General features: G+C 70.9%; 20 protein-coding genes and 1 pseudogene. 8 read left to right on the top strand and 13 right to left on the bottom strand.

Annotation, left to right across the window (positions count from 1 at the left end):
- Positions 1 to 13 precede the first annotated feature (13 nt).
- From AB0J66_RS32515 to AB0J66_RS32500, 4 genes are all read right to left on the bottom strand, one after another.
- Positions 14 to 193: a Flp family type IVb pilin gene (locus AB0J66_RS32515; protein ID WP_364669251.1), complete on the bottom strand. Its 180-nt coding sequence runs from the start codon at positions 191 to 193 to the stop codon at positions 14 to 16.
- A gap of 123 nt (positions 194 to 316) precedes the next feature.
- Positions 317 to 727 (bottom strand): response regulator, encoded by a 411-nt coding sequence (locus tag AB0J66_RS32510; protein ID WP_364668828.1) that lies wholly within the window; start codon positions 725 to 727, stop codon positions 317 to 319.
- 83 nt (positions 728 to 810) lie between these two features.
- Positions 811 to 2,049, bottom strand: coding sequence for a cupin domain-containing protein (locus AB0J66_RS32505; protein WP_364668825.1), 1,239 nt, complete (start codon positions 2,047 to 2,049; stop codon positions 811 to 813).
- A 15-nt stretch (positions 2,050 to 2,064) separates the two neighbouring features.
- Positions 2,065 to 2,310: a hypothetical protein gene (locus tag AB0J66_RS32500; protein WP_364668822.1), complete on the bottom strand. Its 246-nt coding sequence runs from the start codon at positions 2,308 to 2,310 to the stop codon at positions 2,065 to 2,067.
- A gap of 93 nt (positions 2,311 to 2,403) precedes the next feature.
- Between AB0J66_RS32500 and AB0J66_RS32495 the strand changes: the two genes are divergently transcribed.
- Both AB0J66_RS32495 and AB0J66_RS32490 read left to right on the top strand, forming a co-directional pair.
- Positions 2,404 to 3,183, top strand: coding sequence for a DUF72 domain-containing protein (locus AB0J66_RS32495; RefSeq protein WP_364668820.1), 780 nt, complete (start codon positions 2,404 to 2,406; stop codon positions 3,181 to 3,183).
- 10 nt (positions 3,184 to 3,193) lie between these two features.
- The gene (locus tag AB0J66_RS32490) at positions 3,194 to 3,982 is read left to right on the top strand and encodes an aminotransferase class IV (protein WP_364668818.1); all 789 of its coding nucleotides are present in this window, start codon (positions 3,194 to 3,196) and stop codon (positions 3,980 to 3,982) included.
- On the opposite strand, the gene AB0J66_RS32485 is transcribed toward AB0J66_RS32490, so the two are convergent.
- The 6 genes and pseudogenes from AB0J66_RS32485 to secA2 all read right to left on the bottom strand — a co-directional run bounded on the left by AB0J66_RS32485 (position 3,910) and on the right by secA2 (position 9,737).
- Entirely contained in the window at positions 3,910 to 4,563 is a 654-nt protein-coding gene (locus AB0J66_RS32485) for a sugar O-acetyltransferase (protein ID WP_364668815.1), read from the bottom strand. The genes AB0J66_RS32490 and AB0J66_RS32485 overlap by 73 nt on opposite strands.
- Positions 4,553 to 5,425, bottom strand: coding sequence for a DUF72 domain-containing protein (locus tag AB0J66_RS32480; RefSeq protein WP_364668812.1), 873 nt, complete (start codon positions 5,423 to 5,425; stop codon positions 4,553 to 4,555). The genes AB0J66_RS32485 and AB0J66_RS32480 overlap by 11 nt, the downstream gene beginning before the upstream one ends.
- A 70-nt stretch (positions 5,426 to 5,495) precedes the next feature.
- Positions 5,496 to 5,915, bottom strand: a complete 420-nt coding sequence (locus AB0J66_RS32475; protein WP_364668810.1) for a TraR/DksA C4-type zinc finger protein — start codon at positions 5,913 to 5,915, stop codon at positions 5,496 to 5,498.
- A gap of 165 nt (positions 5,916 to 6,080) precedes the next feature.
- A complete protein-coding gene (locus AB0J66_RS32470) occupies positions 6,081 to 6,713 on the bottom strand; it encodes a uridine kinase (protein WP_364668807.1) in 633 nt (210 codons plus the stop codon).
- 11 nt (positions 6,714 to 6,724) lie between these two features.
- A pseudogene (locus tag AB0J66_RS32465) lies at positions 6,725 to 7,186 on the bottom strand (winged helix-turn-helix domain-containing protein); the annotation flags it as partial.
- 256 nt (positions 7,187 to 7,442) lie between these two features.
- On the bottom strand, positions 7,443 to 9,737 hold the full coding sequence (gene secA2 / locus AB0J66_RS32460) for an accessory Sec system translocase SecA2 (protein WP_364668805.1): 2,295 nt from the start codon (positions 9,735 to 9,737) through the stop codon (positions 7,443 to 7,445).
- Between the two features lie 121 nt (positions 9,738 to 9,858).
- Between secA2 and AB0J66_RS32455 the strand changes: the two genes are divergently transcribed.
- The 4 genes from AB0J66_RS32455 to AB0J66_RS32440 are packed head-to-tail and all read left to right on the top strand — an operon-like array spanning position 9,859 to position 14,272.
- Positions 9,859 to 10,599 (top strand): ATP-binding protein, encoded by a 741-nt coding sequence (locus AB0J66_RS32455; protein WP_364668802.1) that lies wholly within the window; start codon positions 9,859 to 9,861, stop codon positions 10,597 to 10,599.
- 8 nt (positions 10,600 to 10,607) lie between these two features.
- Positions 10,608 to 11,609, top strand: coding sequence for a chemotaxis protein CheB (locus tag AB0J66_RS32450; RefSeq protein WP_364668799.1), 1,002 nt, complete (start codon positions 10,608 to 10,610; stop codon positions 11,607 to 11,609).
- A gap of 20 nt (positions 11,610 to 11,629) precedes the next feature.
- Positions 11,630 to 13,483, top strand: coding sequence for a CheR family methyltransferase (locus AB0J66_RS32445; protein ID WP_364668796.1), 1,854 nt, complete (start codon positions 11,630 to 11,632; stop codon positions 13,481 to 13,483).
- A 57-nt stretch (positions 13,484 to 13,540) separates the two neighbouring features.
- Positions 13,541 to 14,272 carry an ATP-binding protein gene (locus AB0J66_RS32440; RefSeq protein ID WP_364668794.1) on the top strand — a complete coding sequence of 244 codons (732 nt, stop codon included), beginning with the start codon at positions 13,541 to 13,543 and terminating at the stop codon, positions 14,270 to 14,272.
- Here the strand turns inward: AB0J66_RS32440 and AB0J66_RS32435 are convergent.
- Both AB0J66_RS32435 and AB0J66_RS32430 read right to left on the bottom strand, forming a co-directional pair.
- Positions 14,269 to 15,417: a SigB/SigF/SigG family RNA polymerase sigma factor gene (locus AB0J66_RS32435; RefSeq protein ID WP_364668792.1), complete on the bottom strand. Its 1,149-nt coding sequence runs from the start codon at positions 15,415 to 15,417 to the stop codon at positions 14,269 to 14,271. The two genes, AB0J66_RS32440 and AB0J66_RS32435, sit on opposite strands and share 4 nt — an antisense overlap.
- A 185-nt stretch (positions 15,418 to 15,602) precedes the next feature.
- Positions 15,603 to 15,893 carry a hypothetical protein gene (locus tag AB0J66_RS32430; RefSeq protein WP_364668789.1) on the bottom strand — a complete coding sequence of 97 codons (291 nt, stop codon included), beginning with the start codon at positions 15,891 to 15,893 and terminating at the stop codon, positions 15,603 to 15,605.
- A gap of 1,515 nt (positions 15,894 to 17,408) precedes the next feature.
- Between AB0J66_RS32430 and AB0J66_RS32425 the strand changes: the two genes are divergently transcribed.
- The gene (locus AB0J66_RS32425) at positions 17,409 to 18,077 is read left to right on the top strand and encodes a hypothetical protein (protein WP_364668786.1); all 669 of its coding nucleotides are present in this window, start codon (positions 17,409 to 17,411) and stop codon (positions 18,075 to 18,077) included.
- Positions 18,078 to 19,467: 1,390 nt separating this feature from the next.
- Positions 19,468 to 19,989: a hypothetical protein gene (locus AB0J66_RS32420; protein WP_364668783.1), complete on the top strand. Its 522-nt coding sequence runs from the start codon at positions 19,468 to 19,470 to the stop codon at positions 19,987 to 19,989.
- Positions 19,990 to 19,997: 8 nt separating this feature from the next.
- Here AB0J66_RS32420 and AB0J66_RS32415 read toward each other — a convergent pair whose 3' ends face one another.
- Positions 19,998 to 21,314, bottom strand: coding sequence for an SGNH/GDSL hydrolase family protein (locus AB0J66_RS32415; RefSeq protein ID WP_364668780.1), 1,317 nt, complete (start codon positions 21,312 to 21,314; stop codon positions 19,998 to 20,000).
- Positions 21,315 to 22,817: the final 1,503 nt, after the last annotated feature.

The following is a 22,817-nucleotide window of genomic DNA, read 5'->3' as shown; positions in this document are numbered from 1 at the left end:
CGACAGCGATCGGTCAGATGGCGTTCATCAGGGTCTTGAACAGCGCGATGATGTCGTCGCGGAGCAGGCCCAGCGTGGCGACGAGGCCACCGGCGATCAGCGCGGCCAGGATCGAGTACTCGACGGCGGTCGCGCCCTCGTCCGACTTGTGCGCCGTGCGAACGTAGCTGATCAGCATCTTGAAGAATTCCATCGGTGTCCCCCAGGGTCAGCGGCGGCCGGTTTCGCCCGCCAGTTGCTGTACATATCGGGAGCCCAAAGGTCTGCTTGAGATCGCTCATGGTTGCAGGGCAGTCGCTATCGGTTGCTATCAGGATCAGCGCGAGGGCGAGGTCGAGCCCTGGGCCAGCACCGCCCGCAGGGTCCCGGCCAGCACATCCGCGGTGAAGGGCTTGGCCAGGAACGGCGAGCCGGCGCGGATCATGCCCTTCTTGACGGCGATGTCCTCGGGGATGCCGGAGATGTAGACGATCTTCATGTCGGGCCGGACGGCCGCGGCCGAGCGGGACAGCTCCCCACCCGAGACGCCGGGCAGGCCCAGATCGGTGAGCAGGACGTCGATCCGGCTGCTGTGCACCCGGCAGGTCATCATCGCGCTGACCGGGTCCTTGGCGGCGAGCACCTCGAAGCCGCGCATCTCGAGCATCTGCGTGGTCATCTCACGCAGGTCCTCGTCGTCCTCCACGAGGAGGACGACGGGGCCGCTGCGTTCCGTACGATTCCACATCATTTCCCCCTCTCACCGCACACGCTAGCGAGAGTTACGGGGCCTCCGGCCGGGTTCCGCGAAAGAACCCGGCCGTTTAATTCTCAGACAGCGGGTACGACGAGCGCCTCAGTGAGCAGGCGCCGGGCCAGCACCAACCGGTCCGCGTCGTCCTCGAGCGGCAGATCACCGACCCGGACCGCCTCGCCGGACAGGGCCCGCCGCAGCGCCGGAGCGCAGTACGAGGGGAACTTCATGGTGCGGCCCACCAGCCGCAGCACGACGTCGTAGGCGCCGTCCTCGGCCAGCCGCCAGCGCAGGCCCTCGCGGGCCCGGATCTCGTCGCCCGGGGTCAGCCCGGCCGCGAAATCGAGCTGGGCGAGAGGGCTGACCGGCTCCGGACGGGCCGACGGCCAGTCCCGGCCGAGCAGCCGCCCGGCCACCTCGGCCGGCTCGACCGTGCTCAGCCAGTCGCGCAGGGCCTCGATCGTCTCGGTCAGCTCGGGCTCGATCGCCGCCGGGTCGGAGACGTCGAGGCCGTAGGGCAGGGTGGCCCGCAGGCGGGCGTCGTTCAGGGCCAGGCCGAGCAGCTCCTCGACCATCGCGTAGCGGGTCATGGCCCGGACCCCGATGGTCAGGTGCAGCGAACGGGCGCCCTGGGCCTCGGCCGAGTGCAGCCAGCCGCGGGGCAGATAGAGGGCGTCGCCCGGCTCGAGCAGGATGTCGAACGCCGGCTTGCCCTCGGCGGTGGCGCCCACCTCCTCGGCCCGGCCGCCCCAGGCCTGCTTCTCCAGCGGGTCGGCCAGCACCGGCTCGTGCAGGCGCCAGCGCTTGGTGCCGTCGACCTGGAGCACGAACACGTCATGGGTGTCGTAGTGGGTGCTGAAACCCTGGCTTTGCGGGGGCGTCAGGTAGGCGTTGACCTGCAGCGGGCGGCGCAGCTCGGCGCCGAGCCGGCGGCTGTAGTCGATCAGCGGCGGCCAGAGCCGGTGCAGGCCCTGCAGCACCAGGGTGGCGCCCTCGGCGTACAGCCGCATGGCCTTCTCGTCGATGACCTGGTCGCCGATCTCGGCCCCGGCGCCGCCGCTGCCGGTGAACCTCTCGGCCGGCAGCACCTTGCCCTTCTGGGCGACCCGCAGGAACGGGGTCCGCAGGCCCCGGCGGCTGAGCAGCTCGTCGACCGCGGCCGGGGAGAGCAGGTCGGCGAAACCGTCCGGACCGGCCAGCTCGGCGGCCCGGGACAGCAGCGGGGCCTGGCCCCAGTAGGCGGCGGCGAACTTGGCCGGCTCGACCGCCACCGCACGGGAGAGCGCCGGGCTTTCGCCCGGCGCGTCGACAGTCATCCCGTTGTTCCTTAATCAGTTGGCGGAGCCGTCGGCGCCACCGTCGTGACCGTCCGGGTTGGCGCCGCCGTCCGCGGGACCCTCGGCCGAGCCGTCCGCGCCGCCGTCGTGGCCGCCCGGGTTGGCGCCGCCGTCCGCGGGACCCTCGGCCGAGCCGTCCGCGCCACCGTCGTGGCCGTTGGGGTTCGCGCCGCCGTCGGCCGGGCCCTCGCCGGCGTTCGAGCCCGAGGTGGTGGTGATGTCGTCGTCACTGAGAGACATGAGAGCTCCTTGGTGGTCCGTGGTGCGTGGGATCCCGCCATACCCCGTGATCATCCCGTCTAACCGGGGTAGGAGCGGGGTAACCGGGCTCACGTGATTCGTATCGGGACCTCGGGATGGCAGTACCGGGACTGGCGGCCGGCCAAAGGCGCCGATGAGACCGGCTATCTCTATCCGGGCGGGCTGCCGCAGCGGCTGTGGCTGGAGCACTACGCGGCCCGCTTCCAGACGGTGGAGGTCAACAACGCCTTCTACCGGTTGCCCGAGCGGTCGACGTTCGAGCAGTGGCGCGCCCGCACACCCGAGGACTTCTGCGTGGCGGTGAAGATGAGCCGCTATCTGACCCACATCAAGCGCCTCAAGGATCCCGCGGAGCCGGTGGAGCGGTTCATGTCGCGGGCCGAGGCGCTCGGGGACAAGCTCGGGCCGGTGCTGATCCAGCTGCCGCCGACCCTCAAAGCCGATCTTGCGCAGCTCGACGCGACACTGAGCCTTTTTCCCGCCGACGTCCGCGTTGTCGTCGAACCGCGCCACGAGAGCTGGTTCACGGCCGATCTGTGTGCTCTCCTCAAGGAGCGCAGGGCCGCTTTGTGCTGGGCCGACCGGCTCGGGCGGCCGGTCACCCCGCTGTGGGTCACGACCGACTTCGTGTACCTCCGGTTGCACGAGGGCCGGGCCAAGCCGTGGCCCCGCTACGGACGGGCGGCGCTCAAGACGTGGCTGGAGCGGCTCACGGGCGTACCGCAGGCCTTTGTCTTCTTCAACAACGACCCCGGCGGCGCCGCTGTGATCGACGCTGCGGCCCTGGCCGCCGAGGCCGACCGGCGTGGCCTCGACCGCACCCGCACGCCCGAGACCAAGGACCGCCCGTAGGGTGGGCGAGGTGCGCAATCTCGAGTTGAACGGCCGCGTCCCCGACCTCGCCGAGACCCACCGGCTCGCCACCATCAACTACGGCCACTTCACCTCGATGCAGGTCCGCGATCTCGCCGTGAAGGGCCTGGCCCTGCACATGGCCCGCCTGGCCGACGGCAACGAGGAGTTCTTCGGCTGGAAGATGGGCGTGGACGACGAGGCGCGCCTGGTCTCGCTCATCCGCCACGCACTCGGCGACGTTCGTGACGCCAGCGTCCGGGTCTCGTTCGTCCCCGGTCCGGCCGAGGGCAGCCCGCCCGACGTGGTGATCGCGGTCGGCGATCCGCGGCCCGCCGAGCCGGGCAAGCCCCTGCGCGTGCGCACCGACGGCTACCGCCGGGACTGGCCCGAGCAGAAGCACTCGGCCACGATGGGGCTGATCGTCACCCGTCGGCAGGCCGTCCGCGACGGCTACGACGACGCCCTCTTCGTCGGCGACACCGGCCTGGTCAGCGAGGGCACGACCTGGAACGTGGCCTTCCACGACGGCCGCGAGGTCGTCTGGCCGCAGGCGCCGATGCTGCGCGGCACCACCATGGTGCTGCTGCAGATCGCCATGACCATGAACGGGGTGCCCTGGTCGCTGCGCCCGGTGGCCCAGGCCGACCTGCCCGGCTTCACCGGCGCCGTCACGGTCAACTCGACCTGCCCGGCCCAGCCGATCGCATGGATCGACCACCAGGCCTACCCGTCCAGCGACCGGCTCGCCTCGTTGCTGACCGACACCTGGAAGTCGGTGCCCTGGGACGAACTCTGAAAGCCGGTCCGGTCGGCGTCGGTGATGGATCTGATCACCCGCGCCGGGACGCCGGCGGCGATGACGCCGGCCGGGATCGACTTGGTGACCACGCTGCCCGAGCCGACGATGGCGCCGTCGCCGATCGTCACGCCCTGGTTGATGGTGACGCCGCCGCCGATCCAGACGTTGTCGCCGATCACGACCGGCTTGGCGTAACAGGCGCCCGCCGCCCGCTCCCCCGCGTCCACCGCGTGGTTGGACGTGTAGATCCCGACCCGCGGCCCGAACAGCACATGATCGCCGATGGTGATCCCGCCGCCGTCGAGCATGACGCAGTCGAAATTGGCGTAGAAGTGATCGCCGATGCTGATGTTGAAACCGAACTCGCACCGGAAGATGGGCTCGAAGTAGCAGTCGCGGCCCACCTTTTTCAGCAGGCGGGCCAGGATCGCCTCCCGCTCGGCCGGCGGCCGGCCGAAGCTCGCGTTGTACTCATTGGTGAGCAGCACGGTGCGCTGCCGCGCCTCGATGAGCTCCACGGTGAGGTCGTCGTACATCTGCCCGGAAAGAATGCGGTCGCGCTGCGCCTCAAGCGTCACCGAGCAGTTCTATCAGAGTCGTCGCGTTGCGCTGCGCGTAGTCCGTGTAGCAGTTGTTCATGAAGACCTGGGTGGTGTCGGCCTCGGCGGCCAGCTCCTTCAGACGCGGGGCCCAGGCTTCCAGCTCGGCCACGGAGTAGTTGTAGCCGAACTTCTCGTGGATGTCCTTGCTGGTCCACTTGTCGCTGTGGCCGTGGAAGCGGACCACGGCCAGGTCGGAGGTGGCGGCCAGGACCGGCGGGACCGACGACTTGTAGCCCTGCGGCATGTCGACGCCGACGAAGGCCAGCTTGTGCGCGCGCAGGAAGTCGAGCGTCTCGTTCTGGTTGGCGCCGTCGAACCAGGAGGCGTTGCGGAACTCGAAGACCGGGCGCAGCGGCTTGCACCGCGACGCCACCTCGAGCAGGTACTCCTTGTTGGACTTGCGGATGCCCCACCACGGCGGGAACTGGAACAGCAGGGCGCCCAGCTTGCCCGCCTCGACGAGCGGGTCGAGGGCCGACAGGAAGCGGGTCCAGACCTCCTCGTACGACTGCGGTGGCAGGTCGTCGGGGTAGACGTTCTTCTTGTCGGTCTCCGGCCGCAGGTCCTTGTAGAGGGCCGACACCTTCGTCGGGTGGCCGGTCAGCATGCTGAAGGCCTTGATGTTGAAGGTGAAGCCGTCCGGGGTGCGCTGCGCCCACAACTTCGTCGTCTGCTCCGCCGGCGGCCCGTAGTACGTCGAGTCGACCTCGACGACCGGGAACTGCTTGGCGTAGTAGGCGAGCCGCTTCTCGGGGGTGTCGGCCGAAGCCGGGTACCAGCCCGAGGCGAGCAGCGTCTTGTCCGTCCAGGACGCCGTGCCGACCTCGATCGAGCCCATGCCCTCAAGCTAACCCTTCAAGCGGCAGGTCCGCCGCTTTCACCAGCGGCGGACCTGACCTCGAGACGCGTCAGCCGGCGCGGCGCTCGCGGTTCTGCTTGCAGTTCACGCACGTGGTGGCCGAGGGGAAGACCTCGAGCCGCTCCCAGGGGATCGGGTTCGAGCAGCCCTCGCAGTTGCCGTACGTGCCGTCGTCCAGGCGCGCCATGGCGTGCTCGGCCTGGGTCCGGCGGTCCAGCAGGGTACGCAGGAGCGACGTGGCGGCGTCGCGCTCGGCCGTCTTGGACCCGCTGTCGGCCTGATCGTCGCCGGCCGCGTCGCCGATCTCGACCAGGCGCAGCTTGTGGTTCTCGGCCAGCGCCTCCTCGTACTCGGTGTTGATGTCGTCGAACCGGCCGCGCAGGATGACCCGGATCTGCTCGATCTCCTCCGGCGTACGCCCCACCTTGGCGGCACCCTTACCCGTGATAACCGCTCCATTGACGAGCATGCGCTCCCCTGCCCTTCCATTGCCCCAACCGGCGGGTTCCCCCGGGGACGGCCCCATCGCACCGTGGTGCCGTCGATACCCACCGCCGAAGATCCCAAACGGGGCCTCCGCTGAAAAAGTAACCGGAGCATAACTGTCAGTGGTCGGTCGCGCTACAGACTCGCGTCACCAACGTTCTTCGACCACCGCCGGGCGCCTCAGGTCGTCCATCCGCACGACCCAGTCGGCGAAGGACGCGGGAGCCACCTCCTCGGCGTACCGCCTCATCGCCGGGACGGTCCAGAGCTCGCCAGCGGGCGTACGCCGCCTCAGCGCGCCCTCCGAGATCTCGAGATGCACGGTGACGTCGAACGACAGCCCCCCGCCGAGCAGCAGCGGGCCACTGACCAGCAGCACCGTGCCCTCCGCCAGATCTTGATAAGGCGCCCGGGCCGCCCGGTCGGTCGCCGCGTTCCACAATCTGGTCACGATCCGGCCCGATCCGCCCGGCCCGGCGGGGTCGAGAACCTCCCGGGCCAGACCGGCCTCGTCGAACCAGCCGGCGTAGAAAGTGTCCGGATTGTCCCGTCCGAACTCCAGCCGCACCGAAGCGGGCCGGAGGAAGTCGGACGTGTCGATCCTCACCACCGGGCGGCCGCGCTCGCGCAGCGGATCCACCAGGGCATCCGCCAGATTTCCGGCGCCCGCGGCGGCCGGGCCGTCGATCGCAACTCGGAGGTAACTGTCGGGTTCCCGACTCATCAGGAAATCGGCCAATTCATTCACGAGGTTGTCGGTCGAGACGGGTCGCACACGCACGCGGACAGAGACTACTCGTGGGGCTTGACGATCACCCGCGCGTCGTCGGCCAGGCGATAGCCCACCCCGTACACCGTGGTGATGACCGGGGCCGCGCCGCCCAGCTTGAGCCGCAGCCGGCGCACGTGGACGTCGACCGTGCGCTCGCCGGTGTGCTCGTAGCCCCACACCCCGGTCAGCAGCTGGCCGCGGGTGAAGACCCGGCGCGGGCGCTCGGCCAGGAACAGCAGCAGATCGAACTCCAGGCGGGTCAAGGGCAGCGTCTCGCCGTCGACCACCACCTGACGGCTGCCGGTGAGCAGCCGGATCTCAGGCCCGTCACCGTCGGCGGCCGGCCCGGCCGCGGGTGCCTCGACCGCGATCGTCCCCTGGTTGTCCTCGACCAGCTCGCGGACGGCCTCGATCAGCCGCCGGGCCTGCGGGGTGAGCGTGTCGCCGGTGAGCGGGATCGCCAGCGTCACCGTGAGAGCGGGTTCGCGTAGCGCATTGACCGGCATTTGTGTTCAGCCCCCTGAAAAAACGAATACGAACAGTCACACTCCGTAAACCGCGAACGATATTTCCCGTTTCGGGCGGGCCGGGTCAACCCGGCAACCACAGTGTGGGAAAACCGTTCCAGAACCAGCTTTCCGGCACTGAAAATGCATTTTACGAACCGATTAAGAGCAGGATTTCCGACCAAAATCGCCGGGTGCCCGTGGTGGGCGCCCGGCGATTTTTGGGCCTTGATCAGTCGCCGCTGGAAATGAGGCGGCGGCCGACGGCCGCGATGAGCCGGTCGAGCTCGGAGCCGAACGGGTTGTCGTGCACCAGATAGGTCCACGTCGCGCTCGGCCGGACGATCTTGGCGCGGTCGGGCTCCCAGCCGTCGGAGAGGTCGACTTCCTCGAACGTCTCGATCGTGCGCTTCTCGACCTCCAGCAGCAGCGTCTGGAAGGCCGGCACGGCGGACCGGTGGAACTCGTCGAGCGGGTCGAGCTTGCCCAGCGCTCGCAGGTGCACGCCCTCGCGGACCTCGGAGAGGTAGGCCAGGTGGTCGACCCAGAGCCGGTCGAGCTGGAACAAAGCGATGGCCCGGGCCGCCTCGGAGAGCACGTCCTCGTCGATCTCCTTGGCCTTCTCCGGCGAGCGCTCGAGCAGCATGATCGCCGCGACCTCGGAGGTGAGCAGCCGCTCGCGGCGCTCGGCCAGGGCCACCCGCTGCTGCTCGATCACCTGGCTGTAACGCCAGGTGTTGCGGTGGATCTCGTGGTTGACGCCCTCGGCCACCCGCTGGGCGTGCTCGACGGCGTAGTTGACCTGGTCGTCGTGGACCACGCCGTCCATGTCCATCCGCGGCGAGGCGGGCAGGATGTCGCCGGCGTGCCGGGTGACCAGCTCGTCCTCGAGGCTGACGAAGAAGACCGAGCCACCGGGGTCGCCCTGCCGGCCGGCGCGGCCGCGTAGCTGGTCGTCGACGCGGCGGCTGTCGTGCCGGCCGGCGCCGATCACGTACAGCCCGCCGAGCTCGACCACCCGGTCGCGGTCGGCCTCGTCGCTGCCGCCGAGGCGGATGTCGACGCCGCGGCCGGCCATCTGGGTCGAGACGGTGACCGCGCCCAGCGCGCCCGCCTCGGCGATGATGGCCGCCTCCTCGGCGTCGTTCTTGGCGTTGAGCACGTTGCTCGGCACGCCGGCCGCGGCCAGCTGCTTGGCCAGCAGCTCGGACGCCTTGACGTCGAGGGTGCCGATCAGGACCGGGCGGCCCTTGTCGTGGGCGATCTTGATCTCCTCGACCAGCGCCTCGTCCCGGGTGTCGTGGGCCGAGTAGATGCGGTCGGGCTCGTCCTCGCGGATGTTGTCGGTGTTCGACGGGATCACCGCGACCTCGAGCTTGAAGTACTCGCGGAGCTGCTCGCCGACGTGCACGGCGGTGGCGGTCATGCCGCACACCGTCTTGTAGAGGGCGATGAACGCCTGCACCGTGATCGTGTCGAGGACCTCGCCCTCGGCGGTGGCGCTCAGGCCCTCCTTGGCCTCGACCGCGGCCTGCAGACCGTCGGGCCAGCGGCGGCGCTGGGCGACCCGGCCGCGCATCTCGTCGATCAGCTCGACCGAGCCGTTGCGCACGATGTAGTCGACGTCGCGGCGCAGCAGCGTCTCGGCGTGCAGGGCGACGTTGACCGCCGACAGCTGCAGGACCTGGTCGTCCGCGTACAGGTCGACGCCGCCGAGCTTCTCCTCGACCTTCTTCAGGCCGGCCTCGGTGAAGGCGACGCTGCGCCCGTCCTCGGCCACCTCGTAGTCCTTGCCGCTGACCAGGTCGCGGACCAGGTCGGCGGCCTCGTGCACCGGGTCGGCCTCGGAGGAGAGGCTGCCGGCCAGCACCATCGGCACCCGGGCCTCGTCGATCAGGATCGAGTCGGCCTCGTCGACGATCGCCGTGGCCAGCTCGCGCTGCACCCTGTCCGCCACGTCGGTGACCAGCTGGTCGCGCAGGTAGTCGAAGCCGGCCTCGCTGACCGAGACATAGGTGACGTCGGCCTGGTACGCCTCGACGCGCTCCTCGTGAGTCGACGCCTCGGTCACCCAGCCGACGGTGAGCCCGAGCAGCTTGTAGACCGGCTCCATCCACTCCGCGTCGCGGCGGGCCAGGTAGTCGTTGACGGTGAGGACGTGCACCGGGCCCCGCCCCAGGCGGACGTGGCCGTAGGCGGCGATCGTGGCGGTCAGCGTCTTGCCCTCACCGGTGGCCATCTCGGCCACCCGGCCGTCGAGCAACGCCATCGCACCGAGCAGCTGAACGTCGTACGGCCTTTGCTCGAGAGCCCGCCAGGCCGCCTCGCGGCCGACCGAGCAGATCTCGGCGTAGTCGCTCGCCTCGCTCGCCGCGGCGGTCAGGGCCTCGTCGTCCAGCTCGCTGAGGGCCTCCGCATGAGCTTCGATCGCCGGCAACCTCTTCCGCAGCGGCCCGAGGTCGACCGTGGTGCCCGGACGCTGCAGAAACTTGCGGAAACGGCCCTTCAGCCGCTGAGAGACACCCATGGCGCGCAACGGTACTCGATTTACCTGAGCGCTAGGTCACGACACCGCCGCCGCCAAGACGTTTGTGGCCCCCTCACGCCGGGCACCATGACCCGACGGATTAAGAAGTTAGGGAGACAGCGTGCCGAATCAGCTGGTGTGCCGCCCCGAGCAGGCAGGCCCGGTGGCCGTGCTGCGCATCAACGGGACGCTTGACCAGCTCACCGGGGACGCTCTCAAGCAAGCCATCCGGTTGCGCCTGGCCACCCAGCCCAACCGGTTGCTGCTCGACGTCACGGACATGCACGTGGGCGACCCGCTCGGCCTGTCCGCGCTCAGCGCCGCGGTCTGTGAGACGGCGGAATGGCCGAACGTGCCCATCGTGGTCTGCGGCGCCGACGAGAGCACCCGGGGTTCGGTGACCGAGACCCCCGACTGCGAGGGGCTCGCCTTCTCCGACGACTGCGACAAGGCGATCGCCGAGAGCGCCGGCGAGCCCGTGTTGCCGCGCGTGCACGTCCGGCTGCGACCGGTGCCTGACGCCTGCCGGCAGGTGCGCACCCTGGTCACCCAGGCCTGCGCCGCCTGGCACCGGGCCGACCTGGCCGCGGTGGCCGCGCTGATCGCCACCGAGCTGGTGGCCAACGTGGTGCGCCACGCCCACACGACCATGGAGTTCACCCTGACGGCGCTGCGCGACGGGCGGCTGAGCATGACCGTGCGCGACCACAGCCGCCGGATGCCGAGGCCGACCGAGGCGGCCGTGGGCGACGCCGGCGGGCGGGGGCTCAAGCTCGTCCGAGATCTGACCGACGCGTGGGGTGTGTTGCCGGTCAGCGACGGTAAGGTCGTGTGGACGCAGTTGAACGCCGGACCTTCCTGACCCTTTTTATGACAGAGCATCGGGACATCGTGGCTGTCGGCGCCTCCGCCGGAGGTGTTGAGGCTCTGCGCGCCCTGGTGGCCGGTCTGCCGCCCGATTACCCCGGCGCGATCCTCGTCGTCCTGCACATCGCGCGGTCCGCGCCGAGCGCCCTGCCGGCGATCCTCAGCCGGGCCGGGTCGCTGGGGGCCAGCTCCGCCGTCGACGGGGAGGCCTTGCAGCCCGGCCACATCTACGTCGCCCCCAGCGACCACCACCTGATGTTGCTCGAGGGCCGGGTGCGGCTCACCCGCGGCCCCTCCGAGAACGGGCACCGCCCGGCCATCGACCCGCTCTTCCGGTCGGTGGCCCGCGCCGCCGGGTCCCGCGCCGCCGGTGTGGTGCTCTCCGGCTCACGGGACGACGGCGCCGCGGGCCTGGCCGCCATCAGCGCCCAGGGCGGGGCGACGATCGTGCAGGACCCGGAGGACGCGCTCTGCCCGTGGATGCCGCAGGCCGCGATCGCCCGGCTGACCCCCGACCACATCCTCCCCGTCGCCAAGATCGGGGCCCTGCTAGGCGGGATGGCCGAGATGGACCTACCCGATTCACACCCGCCGCGCGACCGCGTGCTCGACTTCGAGATCGCCGTCGCCGATCCCGAGCAGCAGGCGCCGACCACGGACCAGGTTGCCGAGCCGGCCGGTTACGGCTGCCCGTCCTGCGGCGGCAGTCTGTTCCAGATCGAGTCGGATCCGCTGCCCCGCTTCCGCTGCCGCATCGGCCACGCCTGGTCACCCGAGAGCCTGCTCGACGAGCAGGCGGTCGCGCTCGAGGGCGCCCTGTCGATCGCCCTGCGGGCCCTCGAGGAGAAGTCGGCGCTGAGCCGCCGCCTCGCCGACACCCGGTTCGCCGGAAGCGGCGCCCGTTTCGACGACATGGCCGTGGAGTCGGCCGCGGCGGCGGCCACGCTCCGGAAGTTGATCGACCGGCTCGGCACGCCGACCGGCGGCCCGTTGCCCGCGGCATGACGTACGGTAGCGTCTCTGCCGTGCAGCCGACGGATCCGCACTTCGAGGCGCTCCTGGTCTATCTGAAAGAGGCTCGCGGCTTCGACTTCACCGGTTACAAACGGTCGAGCCTGATGCGGCGGGTCAACCGCCGGATGAGCCAGGTGAACACGGGCGACTACCAGGAGTACCTGGACTTCCTCCAGGTCCACCCGGACGAGTTCACCGCGCTCTTCAACACGATCCTGATCAACGTCACGGCCTTCTTCCGCGACGCCGACGCGTGGGACTACCTGACCAAGGAAGTGCTCAACCCGATCGTCGAGAGCAAGCCGGCCAACGCGCCCATCCGCATCTGGTGCGCAGGTTGCGCCTCCGGCGAGGAGGCGTACACGCTGGCGATGGCGCTGGCCGAGGTGCTGGGCGTGGACGGCTTCAAGGACCGGGTCAAGATCTACGCCACCGATGTGGACGAGGAGCAGCTCAACGAGGCCCGCCAGGCCACCTACGGCGACCGCCAGATGCAGGGCCTGCCGGACGAGCTGGTCGAGCGCTACTTCGAGCCGGTGGCCGGCGGCCGCTTCGCCTTCCGCAAAGATCTGCGGCGCTCGGTCATCTTCGGCCGCAACGACCTGGTCCAGGACGCCCCGATCTCCCGGATCGACCTGCTCACCTGCCGCAACACGCTGATGTACTTCAACGCCGAGACCCAGGCCAAGATCCTCGGCCGGTTCCACTTCGCCCTGCGCGACGACGGCGTGCTGTTCCTCGGCAAGGCCGAGATGCTGCTCAGCCACGCCAGCCTGTTCACCCCGATCGACCTCAAGCGCCGGGTCTTCCGGCGGGTCCCCCGGCTGTACGCGACGCCGGGTGTCGCCTTCGCCGAGCCGACGCCGCTGAGCAGCCTGCCCGTCACCGGGCTCGACGAGCTGCGCAACGAGGTCTTCGCGGCCAGCCCGCTGGCCCAGCTCTCGCTCACCTCCGACGGCCTGGTCGCCCTCTCCAACCGCCAGCTCGAGAAGCTGTTCGGCGTCTCCTCGCGCGACATCGGCCGCCCGTTCCGCGACCTCGACCTCTCCTACCGCCCGGTCGAGCTGCGCCGCTTCATCGAGCAGGCCCAGCTCGAGCGCCGCACGCTGCGCATCCCCGACGTGGAGTTCCAGCGCGGGGCCGACCTGGTCAACCTCGACGTGCAGATCAGCCCGCTCAGCGGCGCCGACGGCAGCCTGCTCGGGGTCAACCTCATCTTCCACGATGTCACCGCCTCGCGCCGCCTCAAGGACGAGCTGGAGCACGCCAACCAGCAACTCGAGGCAGCGTACGAGGAACTTCAGTCGACCAACGAGGAGCTCGAGACCACCAACGAGGAGCTCCAGTCCACCGTCGAGGAGCTGGAGACCACCAACGAGGAGCTCCAGTCGACCAACGAGGAGCTGGAGACCATGAACGAGGAGCTCCAGTCCACCAACGACGAGCTCCAGAGCATCAACGACCAGCTGCGGATCAGCAGCACCCAGCTCGACGAGGCCAACGACTTCCTCGAGACCGTGCTGACCAGCATGCAGGCCGGCGTGGCGGTGGTCGACCCCGACCTGCGGATCCGCATGTGGAACAGCCGCGCCGAGGACCTGTGGGGGCTGCGCTCGGGCGAGGTGATCGGCCAGCACTTCCTCAACCTGGACATCGGGCTGCCGATCGAGCACCTGCGCCCGCTGCTGCGCGGCGCCCTCGGCCCCGACGCGGAGACCGCCGAGATGCAGGTCGACGCGGTCAACCGGCGGGGCAAGGCCATCTCCGTACGGGTCGCCTGCACCCCGCTGCGCCGCCGCGAGGGCGGAGCGCGGCCCGAGGGTGCGATCATCGTGATGGAGACCGCAGCCGCCGAGTTGTCCTGACCGGTTTGCCCATCAGCCGCCGGGGTATCCCGCGGGCGGCCGGAGAAGGTGGGAACATTGAGCGTCGCGTTCGAGGTCACGGGCACCAGGCTGGAGCTGGTCGTACGGCTGAGCGGGTCGCTCAGCCTGACCGACGTCTCCAGCCTGCACCTGCGCCTGCTCAAAGCCCTGGCCGAACACCCGGACGCGCTGCTGCTCGACCTGTTCGAGCTGACCGTCGACGAGCCGCTGGCGCTGGCCGTCTTCACCGCGGCCAACCGCCAGGCCGCCCGGTGGCCGGGCATCCCGCTGCTGCTCTGCGCCGCCCAGCCGCAGGTGCACGAGCTGCTGACCGGGCCCGCCTACCACCGGCTGCCCGTCTTCAAAAGCCTCGACGCGGCCCGCGCTCAGATCGCCGGCGTGCCACCCGCCCTCTCCGAGCAGCTGCTGCCGGTGACCGGGGCGCCCCGGCACGCCCGCGACATGGCCACCGAAGCGTGCCTGCGCTGGGATCTGCCGGGTCTGGTCGCGCCGGCCAGCCTGATCGCGAACGAGCTGGTCAGCAACGTGGTCGACCATGCCCACACGATGATGACGATGGAAGTGTCGCTGCGGAAGCGCTATTTCAACATAGCCGTCCGGGACGGCTCGCCGGCCGAGCCCGTCCGTCCCGGCGCCGCGTCGGCCGACCTCAACCGGGGCCGGGGCCTGCTGCTGGTCGACGCGACCGCGCACGCGTGGGGCTGGATGCCCTCGGCCGACGGCAAGGTCGTCTGGGCGTCCCTGGCGCTCCCCCGCGAGCCGCGTTAATCCAGCAGATTGGCCAGGCCGGTGACGCCCAGGATGCTGGTGACGTACGGCTGAGCCCCGGTCAACCGGAGCTTCACCTCGGCCACCGACGCCGCCGACGCGGCATCCACCAGCACCGCGATGCCCGCGGCGTCCAGCAGCGGCACCCCCGACAGGTCGATCACCACCGGGTCGTCCCCGGCCAGGCTGATCGCGTGCCGCAGACCGATCCGCAGCCGCTCGGCCGTGTCCCGGTCGACCTCGCCCCGCACCTGGACCCGCACGACACCGTCCACGTGGACCGACTCCACCACCATCGGGCTGCGCTCGGGCCGCGACTCGGCGCCCTCCCAGCGGGGCGGGGTGTCGCTCAGCATCGCCTCCCGCAGCCAGGTCAGGGCGCGGGTCAGCAGCCGCGACACGTGCATCTGGGAGACACCCAGCTCGGCCGCGATGTCGGCCTGCGTGCGGTTGCCGTAGAACCGCAACGCCAGCATCCGGCGCTCCCGGGCCGGCAGCCGCATCAGCAGGTCGGCCACGGTGACCTTGTCGTCGACCATCTCCAGGTCGTCGTCGAGCCCGCCGACCAGGTCGCCGAACTCGGCCGCGCCGTCCCCGCGCATCGGCGCGTTCAGCGACGAGGGGGCATAACCGGCCGACGACTCCATGGCCTCGAGCACGGCCCCGACCTCGACCCCCAGCCGCTCGGCGATCTCGGCCGCGGTCGGCGTCCGGCTGAGCGTGCTCGTCATGACCATCATGGCGTGCCCGACCTCGAGGCTGAGATCCTGCAGCCGCCGCGGAACGTGCACACCCCAGGTCTTGTCCCGGAAGTGCCGCTTGATCTCACCGGAGATCGTGATGACGGCGTACGCGGTGAAGGAACCCCGCTCCGGGTCGTACCGGTCGATGGCCTTCACCAGCCCCAGCCGCGCGACCTGCTCGATGTCCTCGAAGGTCTCGCCGCGGCCGCGGTACCGCCGGGCCAGCCGGCCGGCGAAGGGCAGGCACAGTCGGGTCAGCTCCTCACGCAGCTCGGCCCGCTCACCCTCGGCGGCGCCATGCGCTTTCTCGGCGTACGCCAGCGCGGCCGCATCCAGGTCGTCGAGACCGTCACCCGGTCGCAGACCGGGCTTGTCCTGCTGTCTCACGTCACGCGCGAACACAGGCTCTCCCCTCGACGACAGCCACGGCATCCGTTCCCGGCCAAGCCCCCCAAACGAATCTTCGGCCGCCCGGCCGCACGTCCGCCAGGCCACCAAGATCATTATCCCGGCCGCCCGTTCGCGACGTTACTGCCCTGAGCGCCTCTGCACTAAACACTTGAGAGAGTGCAACGAACTTTCCCCCGTCAGGCGGACCCCTCGTCCCCACCACCGAGCGGCTTGTTCACCTGCCCCATGTTCGGCGCCTCCAGCGGCGGCCGGTTGGGCCGCCCACCAGCCCCCTGCGCCGCCGCCGGCGCCCGGTTGATCGGCCCGGCGGCCGGCCCGTCGACCGGCGCCCGATTGAACTGCCCGGCCTGCGGCCCGTCGGCCCCCGTCACCGGCACCTCGATCGGGGCCCGGTTGGGATTCACCCCCGCGGGCCGCACGCCCAGGCCGCTGCTCCCCTCGGCCTCGAACCCGCCCCCGAACCGCACAGCGCTCCCGTCACCGCTCCCGGCAGCGCCACCGACCGCCGGCCGCCCGGGAAGCCCACTGGGCGCATCGTCCCCAGCCCCCGGCCGCCCCACCGGCCCGGCAGCCCCCACCGCGGCCCCAGCCGGTCGCATCGCGGCCCCGGAATTCCGTGGCAACCCGCTCGGCTCCTCCCCCGGCGCGGACCCGAACGTTTGCGACCGCCCCGGCCCGCCCGGCTCCCCGCCGAACTGCCCAAGCCCACCCGGCTCCCGACCCGGCGCGGCAAGCCCGCCCGGTTCCCCACCGCGCGACGCAGGTCCACCCGGCTGCCCACCCAGCGCGGCAAGCCCGCTCGGCTCTCCACCTGGCGACGCAGGTCCGCTCGCCTGCGCACCCTGCGCGACGAGTCCGCTTGGTTCCCCACCCCGCGACGCAAGTCCACCCAGCGCGGCAAGCCCACTCGGCTCCCCACCGCGCGACGCAGGTCCACCCGGCTGCCCACCCAGCGCGGCAAGCCCGCTCGGCTCTCCACCTGGCGACGCAGGTCCGCTCGCCTGCGCACCCTGCGCGACGAGTCCGCTCGGCTCCCCACTCGGGGCGGCAAGCATGCTTCGCCCGCCGCTCAGCGAGGCAAGTCCGCTCGGCTCCTCGCCCTGCGGGGCGTGCGGGCCAGGCCCGAGTGATTCCTCGCCCTGGCTGCGCCGCATGCCAGTCGGCAGCTCGCCCGTGAAGGACGGCGCGCTCATCTCCCGCGGCTCGGAGTCCTGGCCGAGACGCAGACCCGAACCGTCGTGCCCCGGAACCGAAGACAGCCCATGTGGCTGCGAAACCCCCGGCGCCTGAACGCCCGGACCGCCGCCCGACCCGACCGGGGAGGCACCGGCCGATCGTCCGGCCGCCGTGTCGAAAGCGCTCGCAGCCGAGTTCGGCTCGAAGCGCTGCGACGCGTCCGGCGCCTCGAAACGCCCCGCAGCAGCCGGCGGCTCGAACAACGGCGGCGCAAGCGGCTCCGGCGGCCGATCCTCAGCACCCGGAGCCCGCTCCGGAATCGGCCGGCCGGCCGGCGACACCGGACCGCCGGCCCCACCGCCGGCGGCACCCCGCCCAGCCGCGTTCCCCGGCCACACCGAAGGCGTGAACCGAGGAGACGCATCCAACGGCCGGTTCTGCCGCCAGCCGGGCGGAAGCACCGGCGCCGCCATCGGCTGACCTTGAGCCACCACCCCGCCCGAACTCACCGATCCGGCCGCCGGCTCTCCCTCTCCTCTGATGCCCGCCGGCCCATGACCGGAGAGTTCTCTTCCTCCCGACTGCTGGGCCACTGGCCCTTGCGCCCCGCCCGCCCAAGCCGCCGGAACGGAATGTTCCGTTCCTTGGTGTGCCACGGTGTACTGCGTGTCGCTTCCCTCGTGCGGAACGGAAGACTCCGTTCCACTGTGAAGGGCGCCTGAGGTGTACTGCCCTTGGTCCTCTGGCGGAACGGACCGTCCCATGTCGCCCTGCCGTGAGCCGGCGTCCTGCGCGCCGCTCTGCTCGTGGCCAACATGCTGCCCGTCGTCGTTCGACAAGCCGGCGAACTGCGAACCGTCACGCTGGAGGTCGGCGCGCTGCGAACCGTCCCGCTGCGTGTCGGCGCCCTGCAGGACGGCGCGCTGCGAACCCTCCCGCTGCGTGTCGGCGCCCTGCAGTACGGCGCGCTGGGAACCGTCACGCTGCAGGTCGGCGCGCTGCAGATCGGCTTGGTGCAGGCCTGCGGGTGCTTCGACCGGCCCGTGCGGAACAGAGTGTTCCGTTCCGGCGGGTTCAGGCGCGGTGTACTGCATCTGCGACGCTCGCGGAACCGAGTGTTCCGTTCCGTGGCTCTGCTGCTCGAAGAATTGGGTGCCGGCCAGCGGCTGCGGGGTCGAGGATCGCCGACCGGGAGGAGTCGCCTCGGCTGGGCGGGCGGCTTCGATTACGCGGGCGGCTTCGATTACGCGGGCGGCTTCGATTACGCGGGCGGCTTCGATTCCGCGGGCGGCTTCGGTCGGGCGCGCGACATCGGGCGGGCGGGCCGCTTCGGTGGGATGAGTGAGGTCTTCGGGATGCGCAGTCGGCCACGGGTTCTGGGTGGGAGGGCTCACTTCGGCTCGCCCGGAGGGGTGGTCGGGGGTCATTGCCTCGAGTGTCGCTTTGGGCTCGGCGTGGGCGTTCGCCTCGGATGACCAAGGGCTGTCGAGGTGGATTCCGGTGTCGGCCGGCGCGGGGCGCTCCGGCCGAGCCGGCGCTTCCGGGTGCCACATGGAGGCTTGGGGATCCGCGTTGACGAGCGAGGCGCTGCTGAAGCCGAGGCCACTCGGCGGTGGGGTCTCGAACGAAAGAGCCACTGGCTTGGCCGCCGTCTCGTTCGGGTAGCCGGAGCCGGCCGTGGGCCCACCGATCGGACTCGCGGGGCTCGCGGCCTCGTTCAGCTCGGCGGCATTCCACTGCGAAGTCTCGTCCGGCTCACTGCGCCGGCGCGGGTACGCGTCGCCCGGCTGATCGCCGTGGGCGGCCGGGCGGTCGGTGGGGTGGATCTCGTCCAGCTTGGGGAGGTGGGCGATCAGGCCTGGCACAACGGGTTCCTCGGCGGCCGATGACTCCCAAGCGAGCCGGCCCGGGGCGGCGGGTGAGGACAACCGGTGCGCGCCCTCGCTAAAGGGACCGAACGCCGGCGACTCGGCGCCGGACGCGGGCGGCTCGAGACCGGCGGGGGCACCGTGTGCGGGTCGATCAAGGCCAATGGGTGAGCCGAAGCCGGGCGGCTCGAGACCGGCGGGGGCACCGTGCGCGGGTCGATCGAGGCCAATCGGTGAACTGAAGCCGGGCGGCTCGAGGTCGGCGGGCGAGTCGAAGCCGGGGCCGTCAGGGCCGGTGGGCGAACTGACGGCGGGCGAGCCGAGAGCGGGCGTGTCGAAGGCCGGCGAGCCCAGAGCGGACGAGTCGCGGGACGGGAGGGTGGGGGGTGCACCGAGTTCGGAGGGCTCGGAGCCGGCGGACGGGAGCGGATTGAAGGCGGCCCGGGGGTCGTAGGTGGGGGGTTTCGGGGGCGCGGGAACGAAGCCGCCGGGTGACGAGTGGGCGGCGTTGTAGCCGGAGGCAGGGCCGCGGCCCTGGCGGGAGGCGGCGACCAGGCCCGAGGACTCGGCGAGGCCGGCGGCGGTCAGGACCTCGGCGGCGGCTTGGCCGGCGGCGCACGGGAGGGGCTGGCCGCAGGAGGGGCAGATGGTGGAGTCGGGGCCTGCGTGGGCCGCGAGCATCTCGCGGGCGGTGCGTGCGAGGACGCTGTCCGGGTTCACGAACGCCTTCGTCGATGCCACTGTTTTCCGCCCCCATCGCGCGCCTCGGCGAACCTGAGAACAGTTCACCGCCGGGAGGTGGCGATTCGCGCGATTTTCCGTAATTCGGGGACAGGCGGGGCGTACGAGCCGAATCTTCTGACGCTTCGGGCCTGCGTACGCCGCGAAAACGTGAATCTTGGGCCGGGGCGGGGCTTAACGTTCAGACGTATTCACTCACGGTGTGGATCTAGTTGCGCTCCGTACGATGTGAATAGTTTTCAGGAGGTGATCCCCGATGGACGACGTCGAGCTGCACCGTGAGCAGATCCTCCGGCACGTCAGCCCCGTCATCACCGGCCGGTTCGCCGGCTTCCAGAGCTCGTACACCCGGCAGGTCAAGATCGGGCAGTCGGTGCTGATGGCGATCTTCGTGGCGGCCGGCATCACGCAGATGATCGGCTCCCTGCTGCGGATGGGCGGGGCCCGGCGCAGCTTCAAGGAGCTGAAGAAGGGCCCGGAGTTCCTGGTCACGCCGGTCCGGGTCCGTGACGACCTGGGCCAGACGTACGAGGTCGAGATGCACGGCCAACTCCCCCAGTCGGCGCTGCACCGGGGCGACCTCGTCCAGTTCACCACGGCCCCGCAGAAGGACCCGACGCTGCCGGTCCGGCTCGTCCAGGTCGTCAACCTCACCACGATGCAGCCACTGACGCCGCGCATCCCCACCATGTGGTCGCACCTCGGCCCGGCCCTGCTGCTGCAGGCCGTCCTCGGCGCCGCCGTGGTCGCCGCCCTGGCGGCACTCGCTCTGCGGTAAACGAGCGGTCAGAGCTTGTCGACCGGGACCGCCCCGGCCATCGCCTGCATGCCCACGTCGTTGGGGTGCAGGTGGTCGCCGCCGTCGAAGTCGCGGCGGAGCTTGCGGGGGTCGGCCGGGTCGCGCAGCGCCTGATCGAAGTCGGCCACCGCGTCGAACTCGCCGTTGCCGCCGGCCCGGATCCAGTCGTTGACCTTCATCCGGACCTGGTCGAGGGCGGGCGTCCACGGCCCCCACCCCTGGAACGGCGTGATGGTGCCGGCGACGACCCGCAACCCCCGCGCGTGGGCCCGCGCGGCGAGGTGGGCCAGGCCGGAGGTGAGCTGGGCCGGGTTGGTCTGCTGGGGCTGGCCCATGATGTCGTTGATGCCCATCAGGATGATGACCGTGCGGGCGCCGGACTGCTCGAGGACGTCGTCGGCGAAGCGGGACTGGGCCGAGCGGCCCGCCACCGACTCGTTCTTGGTGTACGGGTACTGCCCGTCCAGCAGCAGGCGGTTGCCCCCGATGCCCACGTTGGCCACGCCGTAGTCGGGCTCGGGACCGGCGGCCAGCCGCGCGGCCAGGAAGTCGGGCCAGCGGTGGTTGGCGCCGCGCACGGTGGCCGCGCCGTCGGTGATCGAGTCGCCGAGCGCGACGATCGTGCCGGCCGCGCCGGCCACCTCGACCCCGCTGAGGTAGAACCAGGGCGACGTCCGCGCCGTGTAGGGCCGTGGCGTCAGGTCGGCCGTGACGTCGGCCGGGCCGGGGCTGACGAACGACATCTGCCGGCCGTCGACGTGGTAGGTCGACACCGGCGGGCGCACCGGTGTCCAGATGCTGACCAGTAGGTCGGTGTCGACCGGGGCCTCGAGCGCGACCGGGTCGGAAAGAACATCGGCGCCGACCGGAACCGAAACCCACTTGATTCCGTTGAACGTGACGTCGTGCATGGTGCCGGGGGCGGCGCTGCCGTCGCTGGGGTCGTCGGACCCGTCGCGGCGCCCGCCCGCGTGGGCCGAGACGGCGACGGTGACGTGCCCGAAGAGCACCGGGGCGGTGCCGAAGCGGTTGGTCAGGCGGACCCGGACCTGGGTGCCGCCGACGGTGGTGTGCACGACATTGCGCACGGTGTGGCCCTGCGGGCCGCCCCGGTAGCCCGCGGCGGGCGCGGCGGCCCACGCGGTCGACCACTCGGGGCCGGCCGGCGCGGCGGGCGCCGAGGCCTGCGCGGCGGTGGTGGGCGGAGCCGCGCGCAGCGGCCCCATGCTCACCCAGGCGACGGTGAGAATCGTGGAGAGCACCGCCGCCACCACGACGCCGATGACCAAGCGCCGGCTTCTCACTCTGTTGCCCTCCCCAGGGTCAAGTCCGGATGAAATCCGGTACCGCAGGGTACCGCTGCGGTGTCGTCCCCCGGCGTCAACCTTCATTACATCGACGATGATGGAAGGGACACCCTGTGCGATCTCATGCTTTGGTGTCTTCTGGCGCGACACGCCGAGCGTGTGGGAGTTTGAAACTTGTCCAGAAAGAAGGTGTGCCATGGGCGAGGAAGTCGAGCAGACCAACTTCACCCGTGAGGACCGCGCCAAGTACCGGCACAAGATCCGGCGGAGTCTGGACGTGTTCGCCGCGATGCTGCGCGAGTCGCGTTTCGAGTTCGAGCGGCCGCTCACCGGCATGGAGATCGAGCTCAACCTCATCGACGAGCGGGCCGACCCGGCCATGCGCAACTCCGAGGTTCTCGGTGCCATCGCCGATCCGGATTTCCAGACCGAGCTGGGCCAGTTCAACATCGAGATAAACGTCCCGCCGCGGCGGCTGGCCGGCGACGAGAACGCCGACCTGGAGCGCAGCCTGCGGGGCAGCCTCAACAACGCCGAGATGCACGCCCGCAAGGTCGGCGCGCACACCGTGATGATCGGCATCCTGCCGACGCTGCGGCGCGAGCACATGACCCTCGAGGCGCTCTCCGCCAACCCGCGCTACAAGCTGCTCAACGAACAGATCTTCGCGGCCCGCGGCGAGGATCTGGACATCCGGATCGACGGCGTCGACCGGCTCGCGGTCACCACCGACAGCATCGCACCCGAGTCGGCCTGCACCAGCACCCAGTTCCACCTGCAGGTGAGCCCGGCGCAGTTCGCCGCGTACTGGAACGCGGCCCAGGTCATCGCGGGCATCCAGGTCGCCCTCGGGGCGAACGCCCCGCTGCTGTTCGGCCGGGAGCTGTGGCGTGAGACCCGCATCCCGCTGTTCGAGCAGGCCACCGACACCCGGTCGGACGAGATAAGAGCTCAGGGCGTACGCCCTCGCGTGTGGTTCGGCGAACGATGGATCACCAGCGTCTTCGACCTGTTCGAGGAGAACGTGCGGTACTTCCCGGCGCTGCTGCCGATCTGCGACGAGGCCGACCCGTCGGAGATCCTCGAGCGCGGCGAGGTGCCCGAGCTCTCCGAGCTGCGGCTGCACAACGGCACGATCTACCGGTGGAACCGCCCCATCTATGCCGTGGTGAAGGGCCGCCCGCACTTGCGGGTGGAGAACAGGGTGCTGCCGGCCGGCCCGACCGTGGTCGACACGATGGCCAACGCCGCCTTCTACTACGGCCTGATCCGTACGCTGGCCGAGGCCGAGCGTCCACTGTGGACGCAGATGAGCTTCAGCGCGGCCGAGGAGAACTTCCACACCTGCGCCCGGCACGGCATCGACGCGAGCGTGTTCTGGCCCGGTCTGGGCTACATCCAGGTCACCGAGCTGGTGCTGCGCCGGCTGCTGCCGATGGCCCGGCAGGGCCTGGACAAGTGGGGCGTCTCGGCGGCCGAGAGCGATCGGCTGCTCGGCAT

The organism is Actinoplanes sp. NPDC049598, from assembly GCF_040675435.1.
Lineage (GTDB): Bacteria > Actinomycetota > Actinomycetes > Mycobacteriales > Micromonosporaceae > Actinoplanes.
This window is presented reverse-complemented; position numbering and strand designations above follow the sequence as displayed.

Bases quoted from the DNA above. Each gene is read 5' to 3' on its own strand.
- AB0J66_RS32515 (WP_364669251.1), bottom strand. From the start codon at position 193: ATGGAATTCTTCAAGATGCTGATCAGCTACGTTCGCACGGCGCACAAG.
- AB0J66_RS32510 (WP_364668828.1), bottom strand. From the start codon at position 727: ATGTGGAATCGTACGGAACGCAGCGGCCCCGTCGTCCTCCTCGTGGAG.
- AB0J66_RS32505 (WP_364668825.1), bottom strand. From the start codon at position 2,049: ATGACTGTCGACGCGCCGGGCGAAAGCCCGGCGCTCTCCCGTGCGGTG.
- AB0J66_RS32500 (WP_364668822.1), bottom strand. From the start codon at position 2,310: ATGTCTCTCAGTGACGACGACATCACCACCACCTCGGGCTCGAACGCC.
- AB0J66_RS32480 (WP_364668812.1), bottom strand. From the start codon at position 5,425: ATGGGCTCGATCGAGGTCGGCACGGCGTCCTGGACGGACAAGACGCTG.
- AB0J66_RS32475 (WP_364668810.1), bottom strand. From the start codon at position 5,915: ATGCTCGTCAATGGAGCGGTTATCACGGGTAAGGGTGCCGCCAAGGTG.
- secA2 (WP_364668805.1), bottom strand. From the start codon at position 9,737: ATGGGTGTCTCTCAGCGGCTGAAGGGCCGTTTCCGCAAGTTTCTGCAG.
- AB0J66_RS32450 (WP_364668799.1), top strand. From the start codon at position 10,608: ATGACAGAGCATCGGGACATCGTGGCTGTCGGCGCCTCCGCCGGAGGT.
- AB0J66_RS32420 (WP_364668783.1), top strand. From the start codon at position 19,468: ATGGACGACGTCGAGCTGCACCGTGAGCAGATCCTCCGGCACGTCAGC.